Source organism: Rhizobium sp. CCGE 510, assembly GCF_000292525.1.
Classification (GTDB): domain Bacteria; phylum Pseudomonadota; class Alphaproteobacteria; order Rhizobiales; family Rhizobiaceae; genus Rhizobium.
In genome coordinates this window covers 275,667-292,108 of the sequence record NZ_AEYF01000001.1, presented here as the reverse complement: position 1 = coordinate 292,108, position 16,442 = coordinate 275,667, and the positions used below count along the sequence as shown (strand labels likewise).

The 16,442-nt window shown below is 61.8% G+C and carries 17 protein-coding genes; 9 read left to right on the top strand and 8 right to left on the bottom strand.

Annotated elements, in window-relative coordinates:
- Position 1: 1 nt before the first annotated feature.
- Together RCCGE510_RS01425 and RCCGE510_RS01420 are read left to right on the top strand one after the other, a co-directional pair.
- Positions 2-1,687, top strand: a complete 1,686-nt coding sequence (locus RCCGE510_RS01425; RefSeq protein WP_037077450.1) for an MFS transporter — start codon at positions 2-4, stop codon at positions 1,685-1,687.
- A 23-nt stretch (positions 1,688-1,710) separates the two neighbouring features.
- Positions 1,711-2,775 (top strand): HlyD family secretion protein, encoded by a 1,065-nt coding sequence (locus tag RCCGE510_RS01420; protein WP_007626440.1) that lies wholly within the window; start codon positions 1,711-1,713, stop codon positions 2,773-2,775.
- Between the two features lie 49 nt (positions 2,776-2,824).
- Here RCCGE510_RS01420 and rplI read toward each other — a convergent pair whose 3' ends face one another.
- From rplI to RCCGE510_RS01395, 5 genes are all read right to left on the bottom strand, one after another.
- Positions 2,825-3,403 carry a 50S ribosomal protein L9 gene (rplI, locus tag RCCGE510_RS01415; RefSeq protein ID WP_007626439.1) on the bottom strand — a complete coding sequence of 193 codons (579 nt, stop codon included), beginning with the start codon at positions 3,401-3,403 and terminating at the stop codon, positions 2,825-2,827.
- Between the two features lie 22 nt (positions 3,404-3,425).
- Positions 3,426-4,412: a DUF2232 domain-containing protein gene (locus RCCGE510_RS01410; protein WP_007626438.1), complete on the bottom strand. Its 987-nt coding sequence runs from the start codon at positions 4,410-4,412 to the stop codon at positions 3,426-3,428.
- A 148-nt stretch (positions 4,413-4,560) separates the two neighbouring features.
- Positions 4,561-4,809: a 30S ribosomal protein S18 gene (gene rpsR, locus RCCGE510_RS01405; protein ID WP_003547038.1), complete on the bottom strand. Its 249-nt coding sequence runs from the start codon at positions 4,807-4,809 to the stop codon at positions 4,561-4,563.
- A 14-nt stretch (positions 4,810-4,823) separates the two neighbouring features.
- Positions 4,824-5,291: a 30S ribosomal protein S6 gene (gene rpsF, locus RCCGE510_RS01400; protein WP_007626433.1), complete on the bottom strand. Its 468-nt coding sequence runs from the start codon at positions 5,289-5,291 to the stop codon at positions 4,824-4,826.
- 314 nt (positions 5,292-5,605) lie between these two features.
- The gene (locus RCCGE510_RS01395) at positions 5,606-6,649 is read right to left on the bottom strand and encodes an aldo/keto reductase (RefSeq protein WP_007626430.1); all 1,044 of its coding nucleotides are present in this window, start codon (positions 6,647-6,649) and stop codon (positions 5,606-5,608) included.
- Between the two features lie 214 nt (positions 6,650-6,863).
- Between RCCGE510_RS01395 and fabD the strand changes: the two genes are divergently transcribed.
- The 7 genes from fabD (at position 6,864) to gmk (ending at position 13,449) form a co-directional block, all read left to right on the top strand.
- Positions 6,864-7,808 carry an ACP S-malonyltransferase gene (gene fabD / locus RCCGE510_RS01390; RefSeq protein ID WP_007626428.1) on the top strand — a complete coding sequence of 315 codons (945 nt, stop codon included), beginning with the start codon at positions 6,864-6,866 and terminating at the stop codon, positions 7,806-7,808.
- A gap of 38 nt (positions 7,809-7,846) precedes the next feature.
- On the top strand, positions 7,847-8,584 hold the full coding sequence (gene fabG / locus RCCGE510_RS01385) for a 3-oxoacyl-[acyl-carrier-protein] reductase (RefSeq protein WP_007626426.1): 738 nt from the start codon (positions 7,847-7,849) through the stop codon (positions 8,582-8,584).
- 286 nt (positions 8,585-8,870) lie between these two features.
- A complete protein-coding gene (locus tag RCCGE510_RS01380; protein WP_003547058.1) occupies positions 8,871-9,107 on the top strand; it encodes an acyl carrier protein in 237 nt (78 codons plus the stop codon).
- A gap of 93 nt (positions 9,108-9,200) precedes the next feature.
- Positions 9,201-10,463 (top strand): beta-ketoacyl-ACP synthase II, encoded by a 1,263-nt coding sequence (gene fabF, locus RCCGE510_RS01375; protein ID WP_007626418.1) that lies wholly within the window; start codon positions 9,201-9,203, stop codon positions 10,461-10,463.
- 175 nt (positions 10,464-10,638) lie between these two features.
- Positions 10,639-11,877, top strand: coding sequence for an endolytic transglycosylase MltG (gene mltG, locus RCCGE510_RS01370; RefSeq protein ID WP_007626416.1), 1,239 nt, complete (start codon positions 10,639-10,641; stop codon positions 11,875-11,877).
- 18 nt (positions 11,878-11,895) lie between these two features.
- A complete protein-coding gene (locus RCCGE510_RS01365; RefSeq protein WP_007626413.1) occupies positions 11,896-12,783 on the top strand; it encodes a YicC/YloC family endoribonuclease in 888 nt (295 codons plus the stop codon).
- 3 nt (positions 12,784-12,786) lie between these two features.
- Positions 12,787-13,449: a guanylate kinase gene (gene gmk / locus RCCGE510_RS01360; RefSeq protein ID WP_007626411.1), complete on the top strand. Its 663-nt coding sequence runs from the start codon at positions 12,787-12,789 to the stop codon at positions 13,447-13,449.
- A gap of 31 nt (positions 13,450-13,480) precedes the next feature.
- Here the strand turns inward: gmk and rsmA are convergent, their stop codons facing one another.
- Genes rsmA through RCCGE510_RS01345 form a run of 3 tightly spaced genes read right to left on the bottom strand, consistent with a single transcriptional unit; the run spans position 13,481 to position 16,287 of the window.
- Positions 13,481-14,308, bottom strand: coding sequence for a 16S rRNA (adenine(1518)-N(6)/adenine(1519)-N(6))-dimethyltransferase RsmA (rsmA, locus tag RCCGE510_RS01355; protein WP_007626409.1), 828 nt, complete (start codon positions 14,306-14,308; stop codon positions 13,481-13,483).
- Positions 14,308-15,336, bottom strand: a complete 1,029-nt coding sequence (pdxA, locus tag RCCGE510_RS01350) for a 4-hydroxythreonine-4-phosphate dehydrogenase PdxA (RefSeq protein ID WP_007626407.1) — start codon at positions 15,334-15,336, stop codon at positions 14,308-14,310. The genes rsmA and pdxA overlap by 1 nt, the downstream gene beginning before the upstream one ends.
- A 6-nt stretch (positions 15,337-15,342) precedes the next feature.
- Positions 15,343-16,287 (bottom strand): peptidylprolyl isomerase, encoded by a 945-nt coding sequence (locus tag RCCGE510_RS01345; protein ID WP_007626405.1) that lies wholly within the window; start codon positions 16,285-16,287, stop codon positions 15,343-15,345.
- Between the last annotated feature and the right edge of the window lie 155 nt (positions 16,288-16,442).

The window sequence follows — 16,442 nt, the reverse complement described above, 5'->3', positions numbered from 1 at the left end:
GATGAGCCTTGCGCACGCTTCCAGGGACACAGCCAACGACAATGACGTCTCGCGGCCGGAAGCCGAGTGGGACACAGCGGCACTACAGGGTGGCGCTCCGCCGGCGCCTGCGGCGATGCCGGCATGGAGAATGGCGCTCTATATGGCCGCGTCGGTACTGTTCTTCCTGACGCAGGGCCTCGGCATGAACCTCGCCACAGCCAACATTTATCAGTTGCAGGGATCTTTCTCGGCGACCACCACGGAGCTTTCTTGGCTGTCCGCCGCCTACATGGCGCCCTATGCGAGCTTTGCGATCGCGCTGTTCAAGATCAGAACGCAATACGGGCTGAGACGCTTCGCCGAATTCAGCATCGTCTGTTTCGTGGTCGCGTCACTCCTCAATCTGCAGGTCACCAGCCTGCATTCGGCGATTGTCATCCGTTTCGTGAGCGGCATGGCGGCAGCGCCGCTTTCGACGATCGGCTTCCTGTACATGTTAGAGGCCTTCCCACCGGCAAAGAAACTCTCGCTCGGCCTCAGCCTGGCGCTGATGAACACGCTCTTCTCCGCCCCGATCGCTCGGATCATCTCCCCGACGCTCCTTGACCTTGGTGGTTGGAACGCGCTTTACACATTTGAGTTGGGGCTGGCGCTGATCGCTCTTCCCGTCATCTACCTTCTGCCGCTAACGCCACCCCCGCGCGCGCATGTCATCCAGCGTCTCGATATTCTGAGCTATCTTCTGCTGGCAATCGGCTTTGGCTGTCTTGCCATCGTGCTGACGCTCGGCCGTCTCTACTGGTGGTTCGAGGTGCCGTGGCTCGGCTTCTTGCTTGCAGTCGCCATCGGGGCGATGACGCTCCTGTTCCTGATCGAATTGCCGCGCCAGAATCCGATGATCGATCTCCGATGGTTGCTCTCCGGCCCTAACCTGCGCATGGCAGGAGTGTTGCTGCTCTTCCGTTTCGTCTCCTCCGAGCAGTCGGCGACGGCGGCAGGTTTCTATCAGCAGCTTGGGCTGCTCAATGAGCAGACCGTACATCTCTATGTGGTCATTCTGCTCGCTTCCCTTGTCGGCGGCCTCTTCTGCTCATTCCTGATGATGACGCGTTACGTGGAGACTGCCCACGTGCTGGCGCTGATCCTCATCGCCGCCGGCGCGTGGATCGACAGCCAATCGACCAGCCTGACGCGCCCTGCCGATATGTACCTCAGCCAGGCGATGGTTGCTGCCGGGGCTGCAATGTTCCTGCCACCCGTAATGTCGAAGGGTTTCGGTGCCGTGTTAGCCAAAGGCCCACAATATGTCGTCAACTTCCTGGTGATCTTCCTGTTCACCCAGAGCATCGGCTCACTGTTTGCCTCCGCCATGCTCGGCACTTTCGTTACGATCCGCGAGAAGTTCCATTCCAACGCGCTGGTCGAACACATCCTGCTGACGGACCCGCTTACCGCCCAGCGTGTCGCGCAGCTTTCCGCCGCCTATAATAAGGTCGTTGCCGACAAGACGCTCCTCAATGCCGAGGGTCTCTCGCTGCTTGCCCAGCAAGTGACGCGCGAGGCCTACGTCCTCGCCTATAACGATGCTTTTCTGGTCATCTTCGTCGCCTCCGTCACAGCCCTCGTCATCCTCCTGCTCCACCTCGCGTGGGATCGGCTCCTCAAGCCCTTCGTGATGTCGTCCAATTCCGCTGTCCAGTCCTGATTGCAAAATGCAGAGAAATACCGATGTTCAAGTTTCTTCGCTCACCAACCACCATCATCATCCTGCTCGTCGGGGCCGCCGGCATCCTGCTTGTGCTCTATGCCTGGCGGCTTCCGCCCTTCGTTACATCGGTCGAGACGACCGACAATGCCTATGTTCGTGGCTATGTGACTATTATGAGCCCGCAGGTGAGCGGTTATGTCATCGACGTGCCGGTCAAGGACTACCAGCAGGTCAAGAAGGGCGATGTACTGGCAACAATCGACGACCGCATCTATGGCCAGAAGGTCGCGCAAGCGCGGGCCGCTCTTGATGTGCAGAAAGCGTCGCTTTCCAATTCTCATCAGCAGGAACGGTCCGGCGAGGCCAACGTCAATTCAGCCCGCGCTGAGATCGACGGCGCCAATGCCGCCCTGAAGCGCTCCCAGCTTGCTTGGGAGCGTGTCAGCAATCTCAGCAATCGTGGCATCGCTTCTGAAAGCGAATCCGAGCAGGCGCAGGCGACGCTGCAACAGGCGAAAGCCGCCCTCAATCAAGCACAGGCGGCTCTCGAAGTAGCAAAGCAGAACCTTTCCGCGATCATCGTCAGTCGTGCCTCGCTCGAGGCCGGTGTCGCCGGTGCGGAGGCGGCGGTTCAGCTTGCCGAGATCGACCTGGAAAATATTGCAATCAAGGCTCCACGGGATGGCCGTCTCGGCGAGGTCGGCGTTCGCGTTGGCCAATACGTGACGGCCGGCACCCAGCTGATGGCAGTCGTGCCCCAGGATGTCTGGGTTGTTGCGAACTTCAAGGAGACCCAACTAGACGGCATGCAGGTCGGTCAGCCCGTTTCCATCGCTGTGGACGCTTTGAACAGACGCAGCCTTAACGGCCATATCGAGCGCTTCTCGCCGGCGGCTGGTTCCGAATTTGCCGTCATCAAGGCCGACAACGCGACCGGCAATTTCACCAAGGTCGCCCAACGGGTGGGTGTGCGTATCGGCATCGATAAAGGGCAGACATTGGCAGTAGCGCTGACGCCTGGCCTCTCCGTCGTCGTACAGGTCGATAAGAGCGTCGAACCGCAACGCCAGACTGCCGAAAAATAAAAAAGCCCGGCGCGAACCGGGCTTTCTCTCGCGGATTGCTCCAGCGGTATTATGCTTCGTCTTCGTCGACGCCATCGGCTTCCGGATCGAAGAAATCCTCAGGACGCAGAGCGTCTTCGTCGACGCCGTAGATCGCGTCGACCGAGGTGAGTTCTTCGCCCTTGGACTGGCGCTCTGCCTCTTCGGCAGAACGGGCAACGTTCAGCTGGACGTGGATTTCGACTTCGGCATGCAGCTGCAGCTCGACCTTGTGCAGGCCGATCGCCTTGATCGGCGTGTTGAGGTGAACCTGGTTGCGGCCGATGTTGAAGCCTTCGGCGGCGAGAATATCGACGACGTCACGGGCAGCGACCGAACCGTAGAGCTGGCCGGTTTCGCCGGCCGAACGCACGACGATGAAGGACTTGCCGTCGAGAACGTCGGCGACCTTCTGGGCTTCCGACTTGCGCTCGAGGTTGCGGGCTTCGAGCGTCGAACGCTCGGCTTCGAAGCGGGTCTTGTTGGCGGCATTGGCGCGCAGCGCCTTGCCGAGCGGCAGCAGGTAGTTACGGGCAAAGCCGTCGCGAACCTTGACGGTTTCGCCCATCTGGCCGAGCTTGGAGATGCGTTCGAGAAGGATGACTTCCATTTTCTTTTGCCTTTCTTGTGTCTCAGATTTTCGTGTCGGATTGTTTGGGGGCATCAGCATCTTTCGTCGGGGTCAGCGCGATCGCCTTGCGGGTATCGCTGAGACCGAGGACGAGGATGAGGAGAGCTGGCAGCAGCATGAGCATCGAGGCCAGGTAGCTAAGGATGAGGGCCGGCATGCGCCAGTCCTTGCCGCGCGTGCGGAAATGCAGCGAGGCGAAACCGGAAAGCACGAAGCCGGCGCCGAAGGTGCCGATCACCGTCGCGCCGACCAGCGCCGGAACGCCGCCGAAGAAGCAGGCGGCAAGCCCGGCGAGGAAGATGAAGATCGAGTTGCGGTTCATGCGCAGCGACGAGGGGATGTCCTCGCGCGGGCGAAGGCCGCGGCCGGACGCTGCGACGATGCGCACGGCGAAATAATAGGCGGCAAACAGCATGCTCACCCACATGCCGCCCTGCAAAGCCGGCAGCATCAGCAAGATCAGCGACTTGGTCTGCGCGGTGGCTGTCGGATCCGGCATGAATTCCGGCTGCTGCTGCTTGACCGAGGTGATCAGCAGATCGACGATCGGATCGGTGATTTCCGGCCCGTAACCGATCATCACGCCGATGACGATGACGGCGATCGTCACCAGGCCGCAGAGATGCAGCAGGATATCGGAGAGCGGATACCAGGCAAGCAGATGGTCAGGGCCGCCGAGTTCGGAGGCGGGGCGAGCGAGATTGGCGAGGTGGCTGAGCCAGCCCGCCGGCAAGAGCGTCACCAGCGTCATGATAAGCGCAAAGGAAGGGGAGATGAAGATCGCACCGAGTGCGGCTGCGGTGGCCACGGCCGAGATCGCCGCAGCATTGCCCCAGCCGAGCCCGACGATCAGGATCGGCAGCGCCGAGGCCGTATAGAGAAGCGCGCTGAAAAACGACGGCTGCATGCTCGCGCCCAGCACCAGCAGGGCGGCGGTCAATCCGGCGAGTGCGCCGATCAGCAGTGTTTTAAGATCTGGTCGTTTCAAGGTCGCTGTCCTGCTTCATCAAGCAGTTAGAGGATGTTGCTGAATCGAATTCAGAAACGTCTCAACATGGGTTTTAAGAGTTCCGATCCGCGCCCATCGCGGAAGGGAGGCAACCCCCAGATCAGGAATCTGGGGGTCACATATTCTATTAGGCTACGACGTAGGGCAGCAGGCCGAGGAAACGGGCGCGCTTGATCGCCTGGGCGAGTTCGCGCTGCTTCTTCTGGGAAACGGCCGTGATGCGCGACGGAACGATCTTGCCGCGCTCGGAAATGTAGCGCTGCAGCAGGCGTACGTCCTTGTAGTCGATCCGCGGCGCGTTGGCGCCGGAGAACGGGCAGGTCTTGCGGCGGCGATGGAAGGGGCGGCGGACCGGAGCGGAGGAAGTTTCAGACATATCTCGGATCTCCCTTATACACGGTCTTCGCGCGGACGGCGCGGACGGTCTTCACGGTCGCCGAAGCCACCTTCACGCGGCGGACGCGGGCCGCGGTCACGATCGCCGAAGCCGCCTTCACGCGGGCCACGGCCGCCTTCGCGCGGACGGTCGTCGCGGTCGCGCTTCTGCGTCATGGCAGACGGACCTTCTTCATGCTTCTCGACGGCGATCGTCATGTAGCGAAGAACGTCTTCGCTGATGCGCATCTGACGTTCCATTTCCTGGACGGCAGCAGCCGGTGCATCGATGTCCATCAGGGCGTAGTGCGCCTTGCGGTTCTTCTTGATGCGGTATGTGAGGGACTTGAGGCCCCAGTTCTCGATACGCCCGACTTTACCGCCGTTAGCTTCGATCACACCCTTGTACTGTTCTACGAGGGCATCGACCTGCTGAGCGGAAATATCCTGCCGGGCAAGGAATACATGTTCATAAAGAGCCATGACAGCTTTGCCTTTCTTGCGTTTGGTTCAACCCGATATTCGGCGGCTAAGCCTCAACGACTGCTCCTGATTGGGCGGACCCAGGCAAGAAAGCGTTTCCGAGACGGTCGAGAGCGGAGACACGGGAGGCTGGAACGCTTCTGTTCCGAACGATTTCCGAAAGGAAACTGGCCCTCCGTTCAGCCACCAGCCAGAAGACCGGGTTAACGAACACGGCGGCTTATACGGATTTTTCGGGCAAAGGCAAGCCCAATCGGACACCCGAGCCCGACGTAGACCCATAAGGAGCGTCGGGCAGGCGTGAGAGGGCCGGATCAGAGCGTCAGCGGATACTGCCGGTGGACCTTGGCGATCTCCGCCAGCACCTCGGCCGAAAGCGTCAGGTCGGCCGCGCCGATATCGACTTTCAACTGCTCCATCGAGGTTGCGCCGATGATGGCCGAGGCCATGAAGGGTCTCGACAGGCAGAAGGCAAGCGCCATGGCCGCTGGGTCGAGACCGTAGGTTGCCGCGATCTGCAGATAGGCTTTGGTCGCCGGTTCCTGCAACGGCTGCAGCCGGCCGCCGATATCGTGATTGATCGAGCCGCGCGAACCCTTCGGCCTGAGACCATCGACATATTTGCCGGTCAGGATGCCGCCGGCGAGCGGCGAATAGGCGAGCAGCCCGACATCCTCGTGATGCGAGAGTTCGGCGAGGTCGAGGTCGAAATGGCGGTAGAGCAGATTGTATTCGTTCTGAACGCTGGCAACGCGCGGCAGGCTCCTCTGTTCTGACAGTGTCAGGTATTTCTGGATGCCCCAGGTGGTTTCGTTGGAAAGGCCGATCGCCCGGATCTTGCCTTCTTTCACCAGTGCGCCGAGGGTTTCCAGGATGTCGAGCATATTGGCGACGGCCCTGTCGCGATCCTGGTTGAAGGGATTGTAGCTCCAGTTCTGGCGGAAATGGAAATGGCCGCGGTTCGGCCAATGGATTTGATAAAGGTCGACATAGTCGGTCTTCAACCGCGTCAGGCTGGCCTCGAGCGCCAGCCGGATATTCTTTGCATCCGCACCCTCGCCGCCGCGTATATAGTCGCGGCCGCGGCCGGCGACCTTGGTGGCGAGTACGATATCCCCGCGCTTGCCTGAGTTGCCGAACCAGCTGCCGATATAGTCTTCGGTCCACCCCTGCGTTTCGGGCGAAACCGGGGTGGTCGGGTAGAGCTCGGCGGTATCGAAGAAATTGACGCCCTTTTCGACGGCGTAATCCATCTGCGCATGAGCGTCGGTTTCGCTGTTCTGCGAACCCCAGGTCATGGTGCCAAGGCAGATTTCTGAAACGGAAATGTCGGTGCGGCCGAGTGTATTGTACTTCATGAGAAAACCTTGGGAGAGAGCTGAAGCCTTGGGGAGGACCGGGCAAATCTAGGCCGGATTTGGCGGAGCGCAAGAGTAAAAACCTGGCTTTTGCGCCGGTCCGGAAGGCTTTGCGGAGAGTGGGCCGCCACTTGACTCTGCCGGAAAGAATGTCAATTGGAGGCAAAACGCCTCGCGGGGCGCGCAATCAGGGGCACGAGCCAGGGATACGAGAATGACCATTGCTTTCACTTTTCCCGGTCAGGGCAGTCAGGCCGTCGGCATGGGCAAGGATTTGGCCGAGAATTTCGCCGAAGCCCGCGCCGTTTTCGACGAGGTCGATGAGGCACTCGGTGAAAAGCTTTCCGACGTCATGTTCAACGGTCCCGAGGATACGTTGACCCTGACGGCGAATGCCCAGCCGGCGCTGATGGCCGTCTCCATTGCCGTCGTCCGCATTCTTGAGGCCAAGGGGCTGGATCTTAAGTCCAAGGTCGCCTATGTCGCCGGCCACTCGCTCGGCGAATATTCTGCCCTTTGCGCCGCCGGCACCTTTTCGCTCGCTGACACGGCGCGGCTGCTGCGCATCCGCGGCAATGCCATGCAGGCGGCCGTCCCCGTCGGCGTCGGTGCTATGGCCGCGATCATCGGCCTCGAACATGCCGATGTCATTGCCGTCTGCGAGGCAGCGGCCGTCCTCGGCGCTTGCCAGATCGCCAACGACAATGGCGGCGGCCAGATCGTCATTTCGGGTGAGAAGGCGGCTGTCGAAAAGGCCGCCGGCCTGGCGACCGACAAAGGCGCCAAGCGCGCCATTCTGCTGCCGGTCTCAGCACCCTTCCATTCCAAGCTGATGGCGCCCGCCGCCGAGGCCATGCGCGAAGCGCTGGCAACGGTCGCCAAGTCCGATCCTGTCGTGCCGGTTATAGCCAATGTCCGTGCCGCGCCCGTGACCAGCGCCGGCGAGATCGCCGGCCTCCTGGTCGAGCAGGTGACCGGTCAGGTCCGCTGGCGCGAGACGGTGGAATGGTTCGCCGGCAATGGCGTCACCACGCTTTATGAACTTGGCTCCGGCAAGGTGCTGACCGGCCTTGCGCGGCGCATCGACAAGACAGTCAACGGCATCTCCGTCAACGGTCCGGCGGATATCGACGCGACTGTTGCCGCCCTCATGGCCTGATTGGTATTTCCAGATATCCAGATATAAGGAACGTTTCCATGCTCGATCTTTCCGGCCGCAAGGCTCTCGTCACCGGCGCATCGGGCGGTATCGGCGAGGAAATCGCCCGCCTTCTGCATAAGCAGGGCGCTATCGTCGGTCTGCACGGCACTCGCGTCGAGAAGCTGGAAGCGCTGGCCGCCGAACTCGGCGAGCGCGTCAAGATCTTCCCGGCAAACCTTTCCGACCGCGATGAGGTCAAGGCGCTTGGCCAGAAGGCTGAGGCCGAACTCGAAGGCGTCGATATCCTCGTCAACAATGCTGGCATCACCAAGGACGGCCTGTTCGTGCGCATGAGCGACGAGGATTGGGACGCCGTTCTGGAAGTGAACCTGACGTCGACCTTCCGGCTGACGCGCGAATTGACGCATCCGATGATGCGCCGCCGCTATGGCCGCATCATCAACATCACCTCGATCGTCGGCGTCACCGGCAATCCGGGCCAGACCAATTACTGCGCCTCGAAGGCCGGCATGATCGGCTTCACCAAGTCGCTGGCCCAGGAGATCGCCACCCGCAACGTGACGGTCAACTGCGTGGCGCCCGGCTTCATCGAAAGCGCCATGACCGGCAAGCTGAACGACAAGCAGAAGGAAGCGATCATGGGAGCGATCCCGATGAAGCGCATGGGCACGGGCGGTGAGGTTGCTTCGGCGGTCGCTTATCTTGCGTCCTCCGAGGCTGCCTATATGACGGGCCAGACGCTGCACGTAAACGGCGGCATGGCGATGATCTGAAACGACAAACCGCTGGCATGGGGATATTTCCGCCAATAGCATGTTGAGCAATCACGAACCGTTGATTTTCTCGCTTTGCGGCAGACATAAAGCATGTTAAGCGGGCCATGACTGTCAACAGTCGTCCCGAGAAAGCAGACGGACCGGCTGGCTTTTTGCAAGCCTGGGACATCTCTGAAGCCGGGTAAACGAGTTTGCCGAGGATGTCTGAAAACATCGCAGGCTGAAACAGGGTAGGGGTGCCGCAACGGCATTCCGATCAGGACATAAGGTCGAGGAAACCGACATGAGCGATATCGCAGAACGCGTAAAGAAAATTGTTATTGATCATCTTGGCGTTGACGCCGACAAGGTCGTCGAGAGCGCCAGCTTTATCGACGATCTGGGCGCCGACTCGCTCGACACGGTCGAACTTGTCATGGCTTTCGAAGAAGAATTCGGCGTTGAAATTCCTGACGACGCTGCCGACTCGATCCTGACGGTCGGCGATGCCGTGAAGTTTATCGAGAAGGCCCAGGCCTGATCCTGTAAATTTTAGAAAAGGGCGGGCCTGGAGTCCGCCCTTTTCTTTTCGGCATATTTCTCCATAGAACATAAGAGACGGGGAAAGCACGCGATGAGACGTGTCGTCATAACGGGTACCGGCATGGTATCACCCTTAGGATGCGGAACCGAGGTGACGTGGTCCCGGCTGCTAGCCGGCCAGAACGGCGCCCGCCTGGTCACCGAATTCGAGGTCGACGACCTTCCCGCCAAGATCGCCTGCCGTATTCCCGTCGGCGACGGCACCGACGGCACCTTCAATGTCGATCAGTGGATGGAGCCGAAAGAGCAGCGCAAGGTCGATCCCTTCATCATCTACGGCATGGCTGCCGCCGACATGGCGCTTGCCGATGCCGGCTGGCATCCCGAGACCGATGAGGACCAGATCGCCACCGGTGTGCTGATCGGCTCCGGCATCGGCGGCATCGAAGGCATTGTCGAGGCAGGTTATACCCTGCGCGACAAGGGCCCACGCCGCATCTCCCCCTTCTTCATTCCCGGCCGCCTGATCAACCTCGTGTCCGGCCAGGTCTCGATCCGCCACAAGCTGCGCGGACCCAATCATTCGGTCGTCACCGCCTGCTCGACGGGCGCGCATGCGATCGGCGATGCCGCGCGGCTGATTGCGCTTGGTGATGCCGACGTCATGGTCGCCGGCGGCACGGAATCCCCGGTCAGCCGCATCTCGCTCGCCGGCTTTGCCGCCTGCAAGGCGCTGTCGACCCAGCACAACGACGATCCGCAGAAGGCCTCGCGCCCCTATGACCGCGACCGCGACGGCTTCGTCATGGGCGAGGGCGCCGGCATCGTCGTGCTCGAAGAGCTCGAACACGCCAAGGCGCGCGGCGCCAGGATCTATGCCGAAATCGTCGGCTACGGCCTGTCGGGCGACGCCTATCACATCACTGCGCCGTCCGAAGACGGCGAGGGCGCCGGCCGCTGCATGGCGATGGCGCTGAAGCGCGCCGGGCTGACGCCGGCCGATATCGATTACATCAACGCCCACGGCACCTCGACCATGGCCGACACGATCGAACTCGGCGCCGTCGAGCGACTGGTCGGCAATGCGGCGTCGAAGATCTCCATGTCTTCGACCAAGTCGGCGACTGGGCATCTTCTCGGTGCCGCCGGCGCAATCGAGGCGATCTTCACCACGCTTGCCATCCGCGACAATATTGCGCCGCCGACGCTCAATCTCGACAATCCCGAACGCGAGACGGCAATCGATCTTGTTCCGCATAAGGCTCGCGAACGGGAAATCAATGTGGCGCTGTCCAACTCGTTTGGATTTGGCGGCACGAATGCGTCGCTCGTCCTGCGCCGTTACGCGCAATAACGGTCCGTCCCGCGGTGTAATGGGTGTCCCATACGCTGCAATTGTCCTCTGCGTTGCGTCGCAGGGCGCGCGAGAGCATAACGACCGGAAGCGCCGTCGAACGGCGGCAGAACCTGCTTTTGCCGCATTGCTTCGCGAAATAGCGAAGTGAGGGTCAAGTTTTAGAGGATTGCCGGTGAGCGATACGACGAACCAGAGCAACGATACCCCGCAGGGCGAGAACGGCCGGCAGGCGCAGAAGGGACCGATCATCCCGAAGTCGCCCAGCGAAGCCCTGCGTCCGGAGCGCGTTCCGGAGCCGCCGAAACGGTCCAAGAAAGCCCGCGGCCAGGTGGTTCTTTTCCTGAACTTCATCATGACGATGGCGGTTGTGGTCTGCGTCATCGCCATTATCGCCTTCTACTACGCCACATCGACCTATCGGAACCCCGGTCCGTTGCAGACCAATACCAATTTCATTATCCGCAGTGGCGCCGGTCTGGCCGAAATTGCCTCAAACCTCGAGCGCAACGCAATCATCAGCGATGCCCGCATCTTCCGTTATCTCACCGCAACGCATCTTTCTGCCGGCGAGAGCCTGAAGGCCGGTGAATATGAGATTAAGGCCAGAGCCTCGATGAGCGATATCATGGAGCTTCTGAAGTCCGGCAAATCAATTCTCTATTCCGTTTCCTTCCCCGAGGGCCTGACGGTCCGCCAGATGTTCAATCGCATGCTGGAGGATCAGGTGCTGGAAGGCGACCTGCCGGCCGCCCTTCCGGCCGAGGGCAGCCTTCGCCCAGATACCTATAAGTTCTCGCGAGGCACCAAACGCTCGGAAATCATCCAGCAGATGGCGGCGGCACAGCAGAAAATCGTCGACCAGATCTGGGACAAGCGCGACTCCTCGCTGCCGCTGCGGTCCAAGGAGGAATTCGTGACGCTCGCCTCGATCGTCGAGAAGGAAACCGGCGTTGCCGATGAACGTGCCCATGTCGCCTCGGTTTTCCTGAACCGGCTCGGCAAGGGCATGCGCCTGCAGTCCGACCCGACGATCATCTACGGTCTCTTCGGCGGCGACGGCAAACCGGCCGACCGGCCGATCTACCAGTCGGACCTGAAGCGGGACACGCCATTCAACACCTATGTCATCAAGGGTCTGCCGCCGACGCCGATCGCCAATCCCGGTAAGGATGCGCTTGAAGCCGTCGCCAATCCCTGGAAGACGCAGGACCTCTATTTCGTTGCCGACGGCACTGGCGGCCATGTTTTCGCTGCGACGCTCGAGGAGCACAACGCCAACGTCAAGCACTGGCGCAAGCTCGAAGCCGACAAGGGCTCAGACCCGAGCATCGCCGTCGACGGCCAGCCGGAAGAACAGCCGGCGGATGACGGCGCGACCGTTGTGCCGCCGAAGAAAAAGAAGATCAACTGATAGTTTCTGGAGGCTCGGATGGCTTTGCAGTCCATGACCGGTTTTGCCCGGCGCGAGGGAACGAGCGGCCGCTGGCGCTGGGCATGGGAACTGCGCTCGGTCAACGGCAAGGGCCTTGACTTGCGGCTGCGTCTGCCACCCGGCCTCGAACGCATGGAGGCTGACGTCCGCCGCCTCGCCGGCGAAAGCTTCAGCCGCGGTAACCTGCAGGCATCGCTCTCCGTCACCGCCGACGAGAACCGCTTCGAGGCTGTGCTGAACAGGCAAGCGCTTGCCGCGGTGCTTGCCATGCGCGAGCAATTGGACGGGATCATTGATCCGGCGCCGCTGAAGCTCGACACACTGCTTCTGGTGCGCGGCATCGTCGAATTCCGCGAAAGCGAGGATGGCGAGGAGGCGCTAGCCGCCCGTGACGCCGATATCGCAGCCGGCCTGTCGGCCGCGCTTTCCGATCTGAGAGCCATGCGGGAACAGGAAGGGGCGGCGCTGACCGGCATTCTGCTCGACCATGTCACGACGATCGAAGGCCTGACGCGCGCGATCGCGGCCGATCCCTCACGCTCGCTGCAGGAAATCGCCGCACGGCTGGCCGCGCAGGTCGCCTTGCTGATGGACGGCATGGCCGCGCTCGACCGCGACAGGCTGCATGCCGAAGCTGCGTTGCTGGCGACCAAGGCGGATCTGCGCGAGGAAATCGATCGTCTGAAGGCGCACGTCGCCGCAGCGCGCGATCTCCTGGTGAAAGATGGCCCTGCCGGGCGCAGGCTCGATTTCCTTGCACAGGAATTTAACCGCGAATCGAATACCATCTGCTCGAAGTCGAATGCCTCGGCGGTCACCGCCGCCGGCATCGAGTTGAAAGTCGTGATCGACCAGTTCCGCGAGCAGGTCCAGAATTTGGAGTAGGACATGAAACCGGCGAAATCCTCGCCCGTCCAGATCGCCCGCCGCGGTCTGATGCTTGTTATCTCGTCGCCGTCGGGCGCCGGCAAGTCCACCATCGCGCGTACGCTACTGGAGCAGGACAGGCAAATCGGCCTCTCCGTCAGCGTCACCACGCGCCAGCGCCGCCCGAGCGAAGTCGAGGATGTGCATTACCACTTCAAGAGCGTGCGCGAGTTCGAGCGGTTGCGCGATAGCGACGAGCTGCTCGAATGGGCCGAGGTGCATGGCAATTTCTACGGCACGCCGCGCGAGCCGGTCGAGCAGGCCATGGCCGAGGGCCGCGACATGCTCTTCGATATCGACTGGCAGGGCGCCCAGCAACTGCAGGAGAAGATGTCGGCCGACGTCGTCTCGATCTTCGTGCTGCCGCCGACCATGACCGAGTTGCAGTCACGGCTGCATCGCCGCGCCGAGGATTCCGAGGAGGTCATCCAGACACGCCTCGCCAACAGCCGCGCCGAGATCGCCCATTGGCGCGAATACGATTACGTCATCATAAACGACGATCTCAACGCTGCCTTCGATGCCGTCCAGTCGATCGTCAAAGCCGAACGCCTGCGCCGCGACCGCCGCCATGGCATGTTCGACTTCGTCCGCGAGTTGCTGGAAGAGACGCCGTCGCTTTAATCAAGGGCGGGGTGCAATTTTCTTACAACTCCTAAAGGCTGTTTGCAAGAAGGCAGAATTCCTCGACGGACAGGGTCTCCGCCCGCCGGGCCGGATCAATCCCGGCCTTGACGAGCAGGCTCTCACCGCCGAGCGGTTTCAGGCTTTGACGCAGCATCTTGCGACGCTGGCCGAAGGCCGCATGCGTCACCCTTTCCAGATTGCTGACAGCGCAGGGGATAGGGTTTTCGCGGGGTGTCAGATGCACGACCGTCGACGTTACCTTCGGTGGCGGCGTGAAGGCTTGCGGCGGCACATCGAAGGCCATGCGCGCCTCGGTCCGCCAGCCGCAGAGCACGCCGAGGCGGCCGTAATGGTCGTCGTCTTCGCAGGCGACGATACGCTCGCCGACTTCCTTCTGAAACATCAGCGTCAGCGACTGCCAAAACGGCGGCCAGGCCTTCGGCAGCAGCCAGTTGACCAAAAGCTGCGTGCCGACATTGTAGGGTAGGTTGGCAATGATCTTGATCGGGCCTTCCGGCGCCAAGGCTTCGAAATCGGTCTTCAGCGCATCGTCTTCGATCACCTCCAGCCGGCCGGGATAATGATCGGCGATCTCGGCAAGTGCCGGCAGGCAGCGTGTATCGCGCTCGACGGCGATAACCTTCCTGGCGCCGAGCGCCAGGATCGCCCGCGTCAGCCCGCCGGGGCCCGGGCCGACCTCGAAGACGGTCGCCTCTTCGAGGGCGCCCGCCGTCCGGGCGATCTTCTGCGTCAGGTTGAGGTCGAGCAGGAAATTCTGCCCGAGCGCCTTGCGCGCGTCGAGGCCGTGACGCTGGATGACATCGCGAAGCGGCGGCAGGCCATCGAGTGCTGCCATCAGCGGCGGCTTTCCGCGCTGCGGCCAAGCTGGGCGGCAAGCTTCAGCGCCGCAACAAGGCTTTGCTCGCGCGCCAGTCCCTTGCCGGCAATGCCGAAAGCGGTGCCGTGATCCGGCGAGGTGCGCACGAAGGGAAGCCCGAGCGTCACGTTGACGCTGTCGTCGAAACCCAGCGCCTTGGCCGGGATCAGCGCCTGATCGTGATACATGCAGACGGCGACGTCATAGCGCGCCCGCGCCTCGTCATGGAACATCGTATCGGCGGGCAGGGGGCCGATCGCATCGATGCCCTCGTCGCGCAACCGCTCGATCGCCGGGCGGATGACATCCTCGTCCTCCTTGCCGATCGTCCCGCCTTCGCCCGCATGCGGGTTGAGGCCGGCAACGGCGAGCCGCGGCGCCGCGATGCCGAAGCGCTGCCTCAGGTCTTGATGGGCGATCCGGCAGGTTTCCACGATCAGTTCGCCGGTCAGCGCCTGCGGCACGTCCCGAACCGGAATGTGGATGGTGACCGGGATGGCCCGGAGTTTTGGTCCTGACAGCATCATCACAGGCGTCACCGGCCGGCCGGTCGCCCTGGCGGCGAGATCGGCGAGAAATTCGGTATGGCCGGGAAACCGGAAACCTGCCTCGTAAAGCACTGCCTTGGAGATCGGATTGGTAACGACCGCGAGCGCCTCGCCGTTGATGACAAGCGAGACGGCTTTTTCGATCGCCGCGATCGTGGCCTTCGCCGTTGCCACATGCGGCTCGCCAGCCACCACTTCGATGCCTGCTGGCACTGTCATGACGGGCAGCGCATCGGCAAACATCCCGGCGGCATCGCTGGCCTTGTCCGTCTCGCCGATCGCAACCGAAAGGTTGAGCTGGCGGGCTCGCAACGCCATTACCTCGGGATCGCCAATCAGGAAGAAAGGCGGCAGCCCGAGTTCACGCCGCCGGAGCCAAGCCATCAGGGTAATATCCGGCCCGATGCCGGCGGGGTCGCCCTGGCTCAGCGCAAGCGGTCGCGAAAACGGTATCGTCATCGTCGGTCAGCGATAGGCGATCTGCGCCTTTTTGCGCAGTTCATCCAGATATTTCTTGCTGTTGTCGTTTTCCGGGCTGGCGTCCTTGTCGCCCTTGGACTTGCCGAGATCTTCCTGGCGGAACACCATTTCGGCCGCCTGGTCGTCGGAAACCTGACGCTGGCTGCAGATTGCCAGGTATTCGACGCCCTTGTCGGTAACGCGGGTCCCTGTCGTATTGCCTTTGGCCTGCTCGACCAGCGGCTTCCAATCCGGCGGGATCTCAGGGGCGAGCATGCGGCCGAGATCGCGCACGGAAACGTCGCGCATCGTTGCGGCAAAGACCTTTGCCTGGTCGCAGCCCGGAAACTTCGAGCGCGACGCCTCGGCCTCGCCCTTGCGCTTGCCGGTGATGGCGTTGCGCTTGGCTTGCGGAATGACGAAGATGATCTGCTGCAGCATATATTCGGTCGTCACCGGCTTTTGCTTGTTGTTCTGCATCATGCGCGAGACGAGATCGTAGTTCGACATCCGTGAGGCCGAACCGTAGCGCGCGTTGACGACCCGCGGCCAGCTCATCTGCACGGCGATGAAACCCTTGAAATGGTCGACGCCAACGCCGGCGCGATCGAGGATCTGCGACATCTGCTCGACGGAAAGCTTGTTGCCGCTGGAAAAACGGGCGAAAGACGCGTCGACGTCCTGCTGCGAAACCGACATATGGACGCGGGAAACCTCCTGGCGCTTGAGCGCCTCGTCGATCAATTGCTCCTCGGCGGCCTTGGCATCGGCCTTCGAATGCTGCAGACGCATAAACGCCTGGCGCTTGGCGACATCGCCGCTGGTGATGGCGGTGCCGTTCACCACGGCCTTGACTTCACTTGCCGCAAGCGCTGGAGCGGCAACACCCGTCAGCAAGGCAAGCGCCGCCCCGGCGAGGAACGTGGTTATAGCTTTTTTCGCGTCAATCATCCGTTGACCTCCCGATAGCGTCGCGAGACGTTGTTCGCGGCGTTCTTACCACAGTGCGAGACACGCGGACATTCGCTTCCACCACGGCGCGAATCCCCTATGCCTCAGATATCGACTGGCGGCAATGTCCTGCACAGGCTTACGGCGAAAGAATG

Excerpts from the sequence above, each read along its gene's own strand:
- fabD (WP_007626428.1), top strand. The coding sequence starts at position 6,864 with ATGACCATTGCTTTCACTTTTCCCGGTCAGGGCAGTCAGGCCGTCGGC.
- pdxA (WP_007626407.1), bottom strand. The coding sequence starts at position 15,336 with ATGACGATACCGTTTTCGCGACCGCTTGCGCTGAGCCAGGGCGACCCC.
- RCCGE510_RS01425 (WP_037077450.1), top strand. The coding sequence starts at position 2 with ATGAGCCTTGCGCACGCTTCCAGGGACACAGCCAACGACAATGACGTC.
- fabF (WP_007626418.1), top strand. The coding sequence starts at position 9,201 with ATGAGACGTGTCGTCATAACGGGTACCGGCATGGTATCACCCTTAGGA.
- RCCGE510_RS01365 (WP_007626413.1), top strand. The coding sequence starts at position 11,896 with ATGGCTTTGCAGTCCATGACCGGTTTTGCCCGGCGCGAGGGAACGAGC.
- fabG (WP_007626426.1), top strand. The coding sequence starts at position 7,847 with ATGCTCGATCTTTCCGGCCGCAAGGCTCTCGTCACCGGCGCATCGGGC.
- RCCGE510_RS01345 (WP_007626405.1), bottom strand. The coding sequence starts at position 16,287 with ATGATTGACGCGAAAAAAGCTATAACCACGTTCCTCGCCGGGGCGGCG.
- rsmA (WP_007626409.1), bottom strand. The coding sequence starts at position 14,308 with ATGGCAGCACTCGATGGCCTGCCGCCGCTTCGCGATGTCATCCAGCGT.
- RCCGE510_RS01395 (WP_007626430.1), bottom strand. The coding sequence starts at position 6,649 with ATGAAGTACAATACACTCGGCCGCACCGACATTTCCGTTTCAGAAATC.
- rpsR (WP_003547038.1), bottom strand. The coding sequence starts at position 4,809 with ATGTCTGAAACTTCCTCCGCTCCGGTCCGCCGCCCCTTCCATCGCCGC.
- RCCGE510_RS01420 (WP_007626440.1), top strand. The coding sequence starts at position 1,711 with ATGTTCAAGTTTCTTCGCTCACCAACCACCATCATCATCCTGCTCGTC.
- RCCGE510_RS01380 (WP_003547058.1), top strand. The coding sequence starts at position 8,871 with ATGAGCGATATCGCAGAACGCGTAAAGAAAATTGTTATTGATCATCTT.
- rplI (WP_007626439.1), bottom strand. The coding sequence starts at position 3,403 with ATGGAAGTCATCCTTCTCGAACGCATCTCCAAGCTCGGCCAGATGGGC.
- rpsF (WP_007626433.1), bottom strand. The coding sequence starts at position 5,291 with ATGGCTCTTTATGAACATGTATTCCTTGCCCGGCAGGATATTTCCGCT.
- gmk (WP_007626411.1), top strand. The coding sequence starts at position 12,787 with ATGAAACCGGCGAAATCCTCGCCCGTCCAGATCGCCCGCCGCGGTCTG.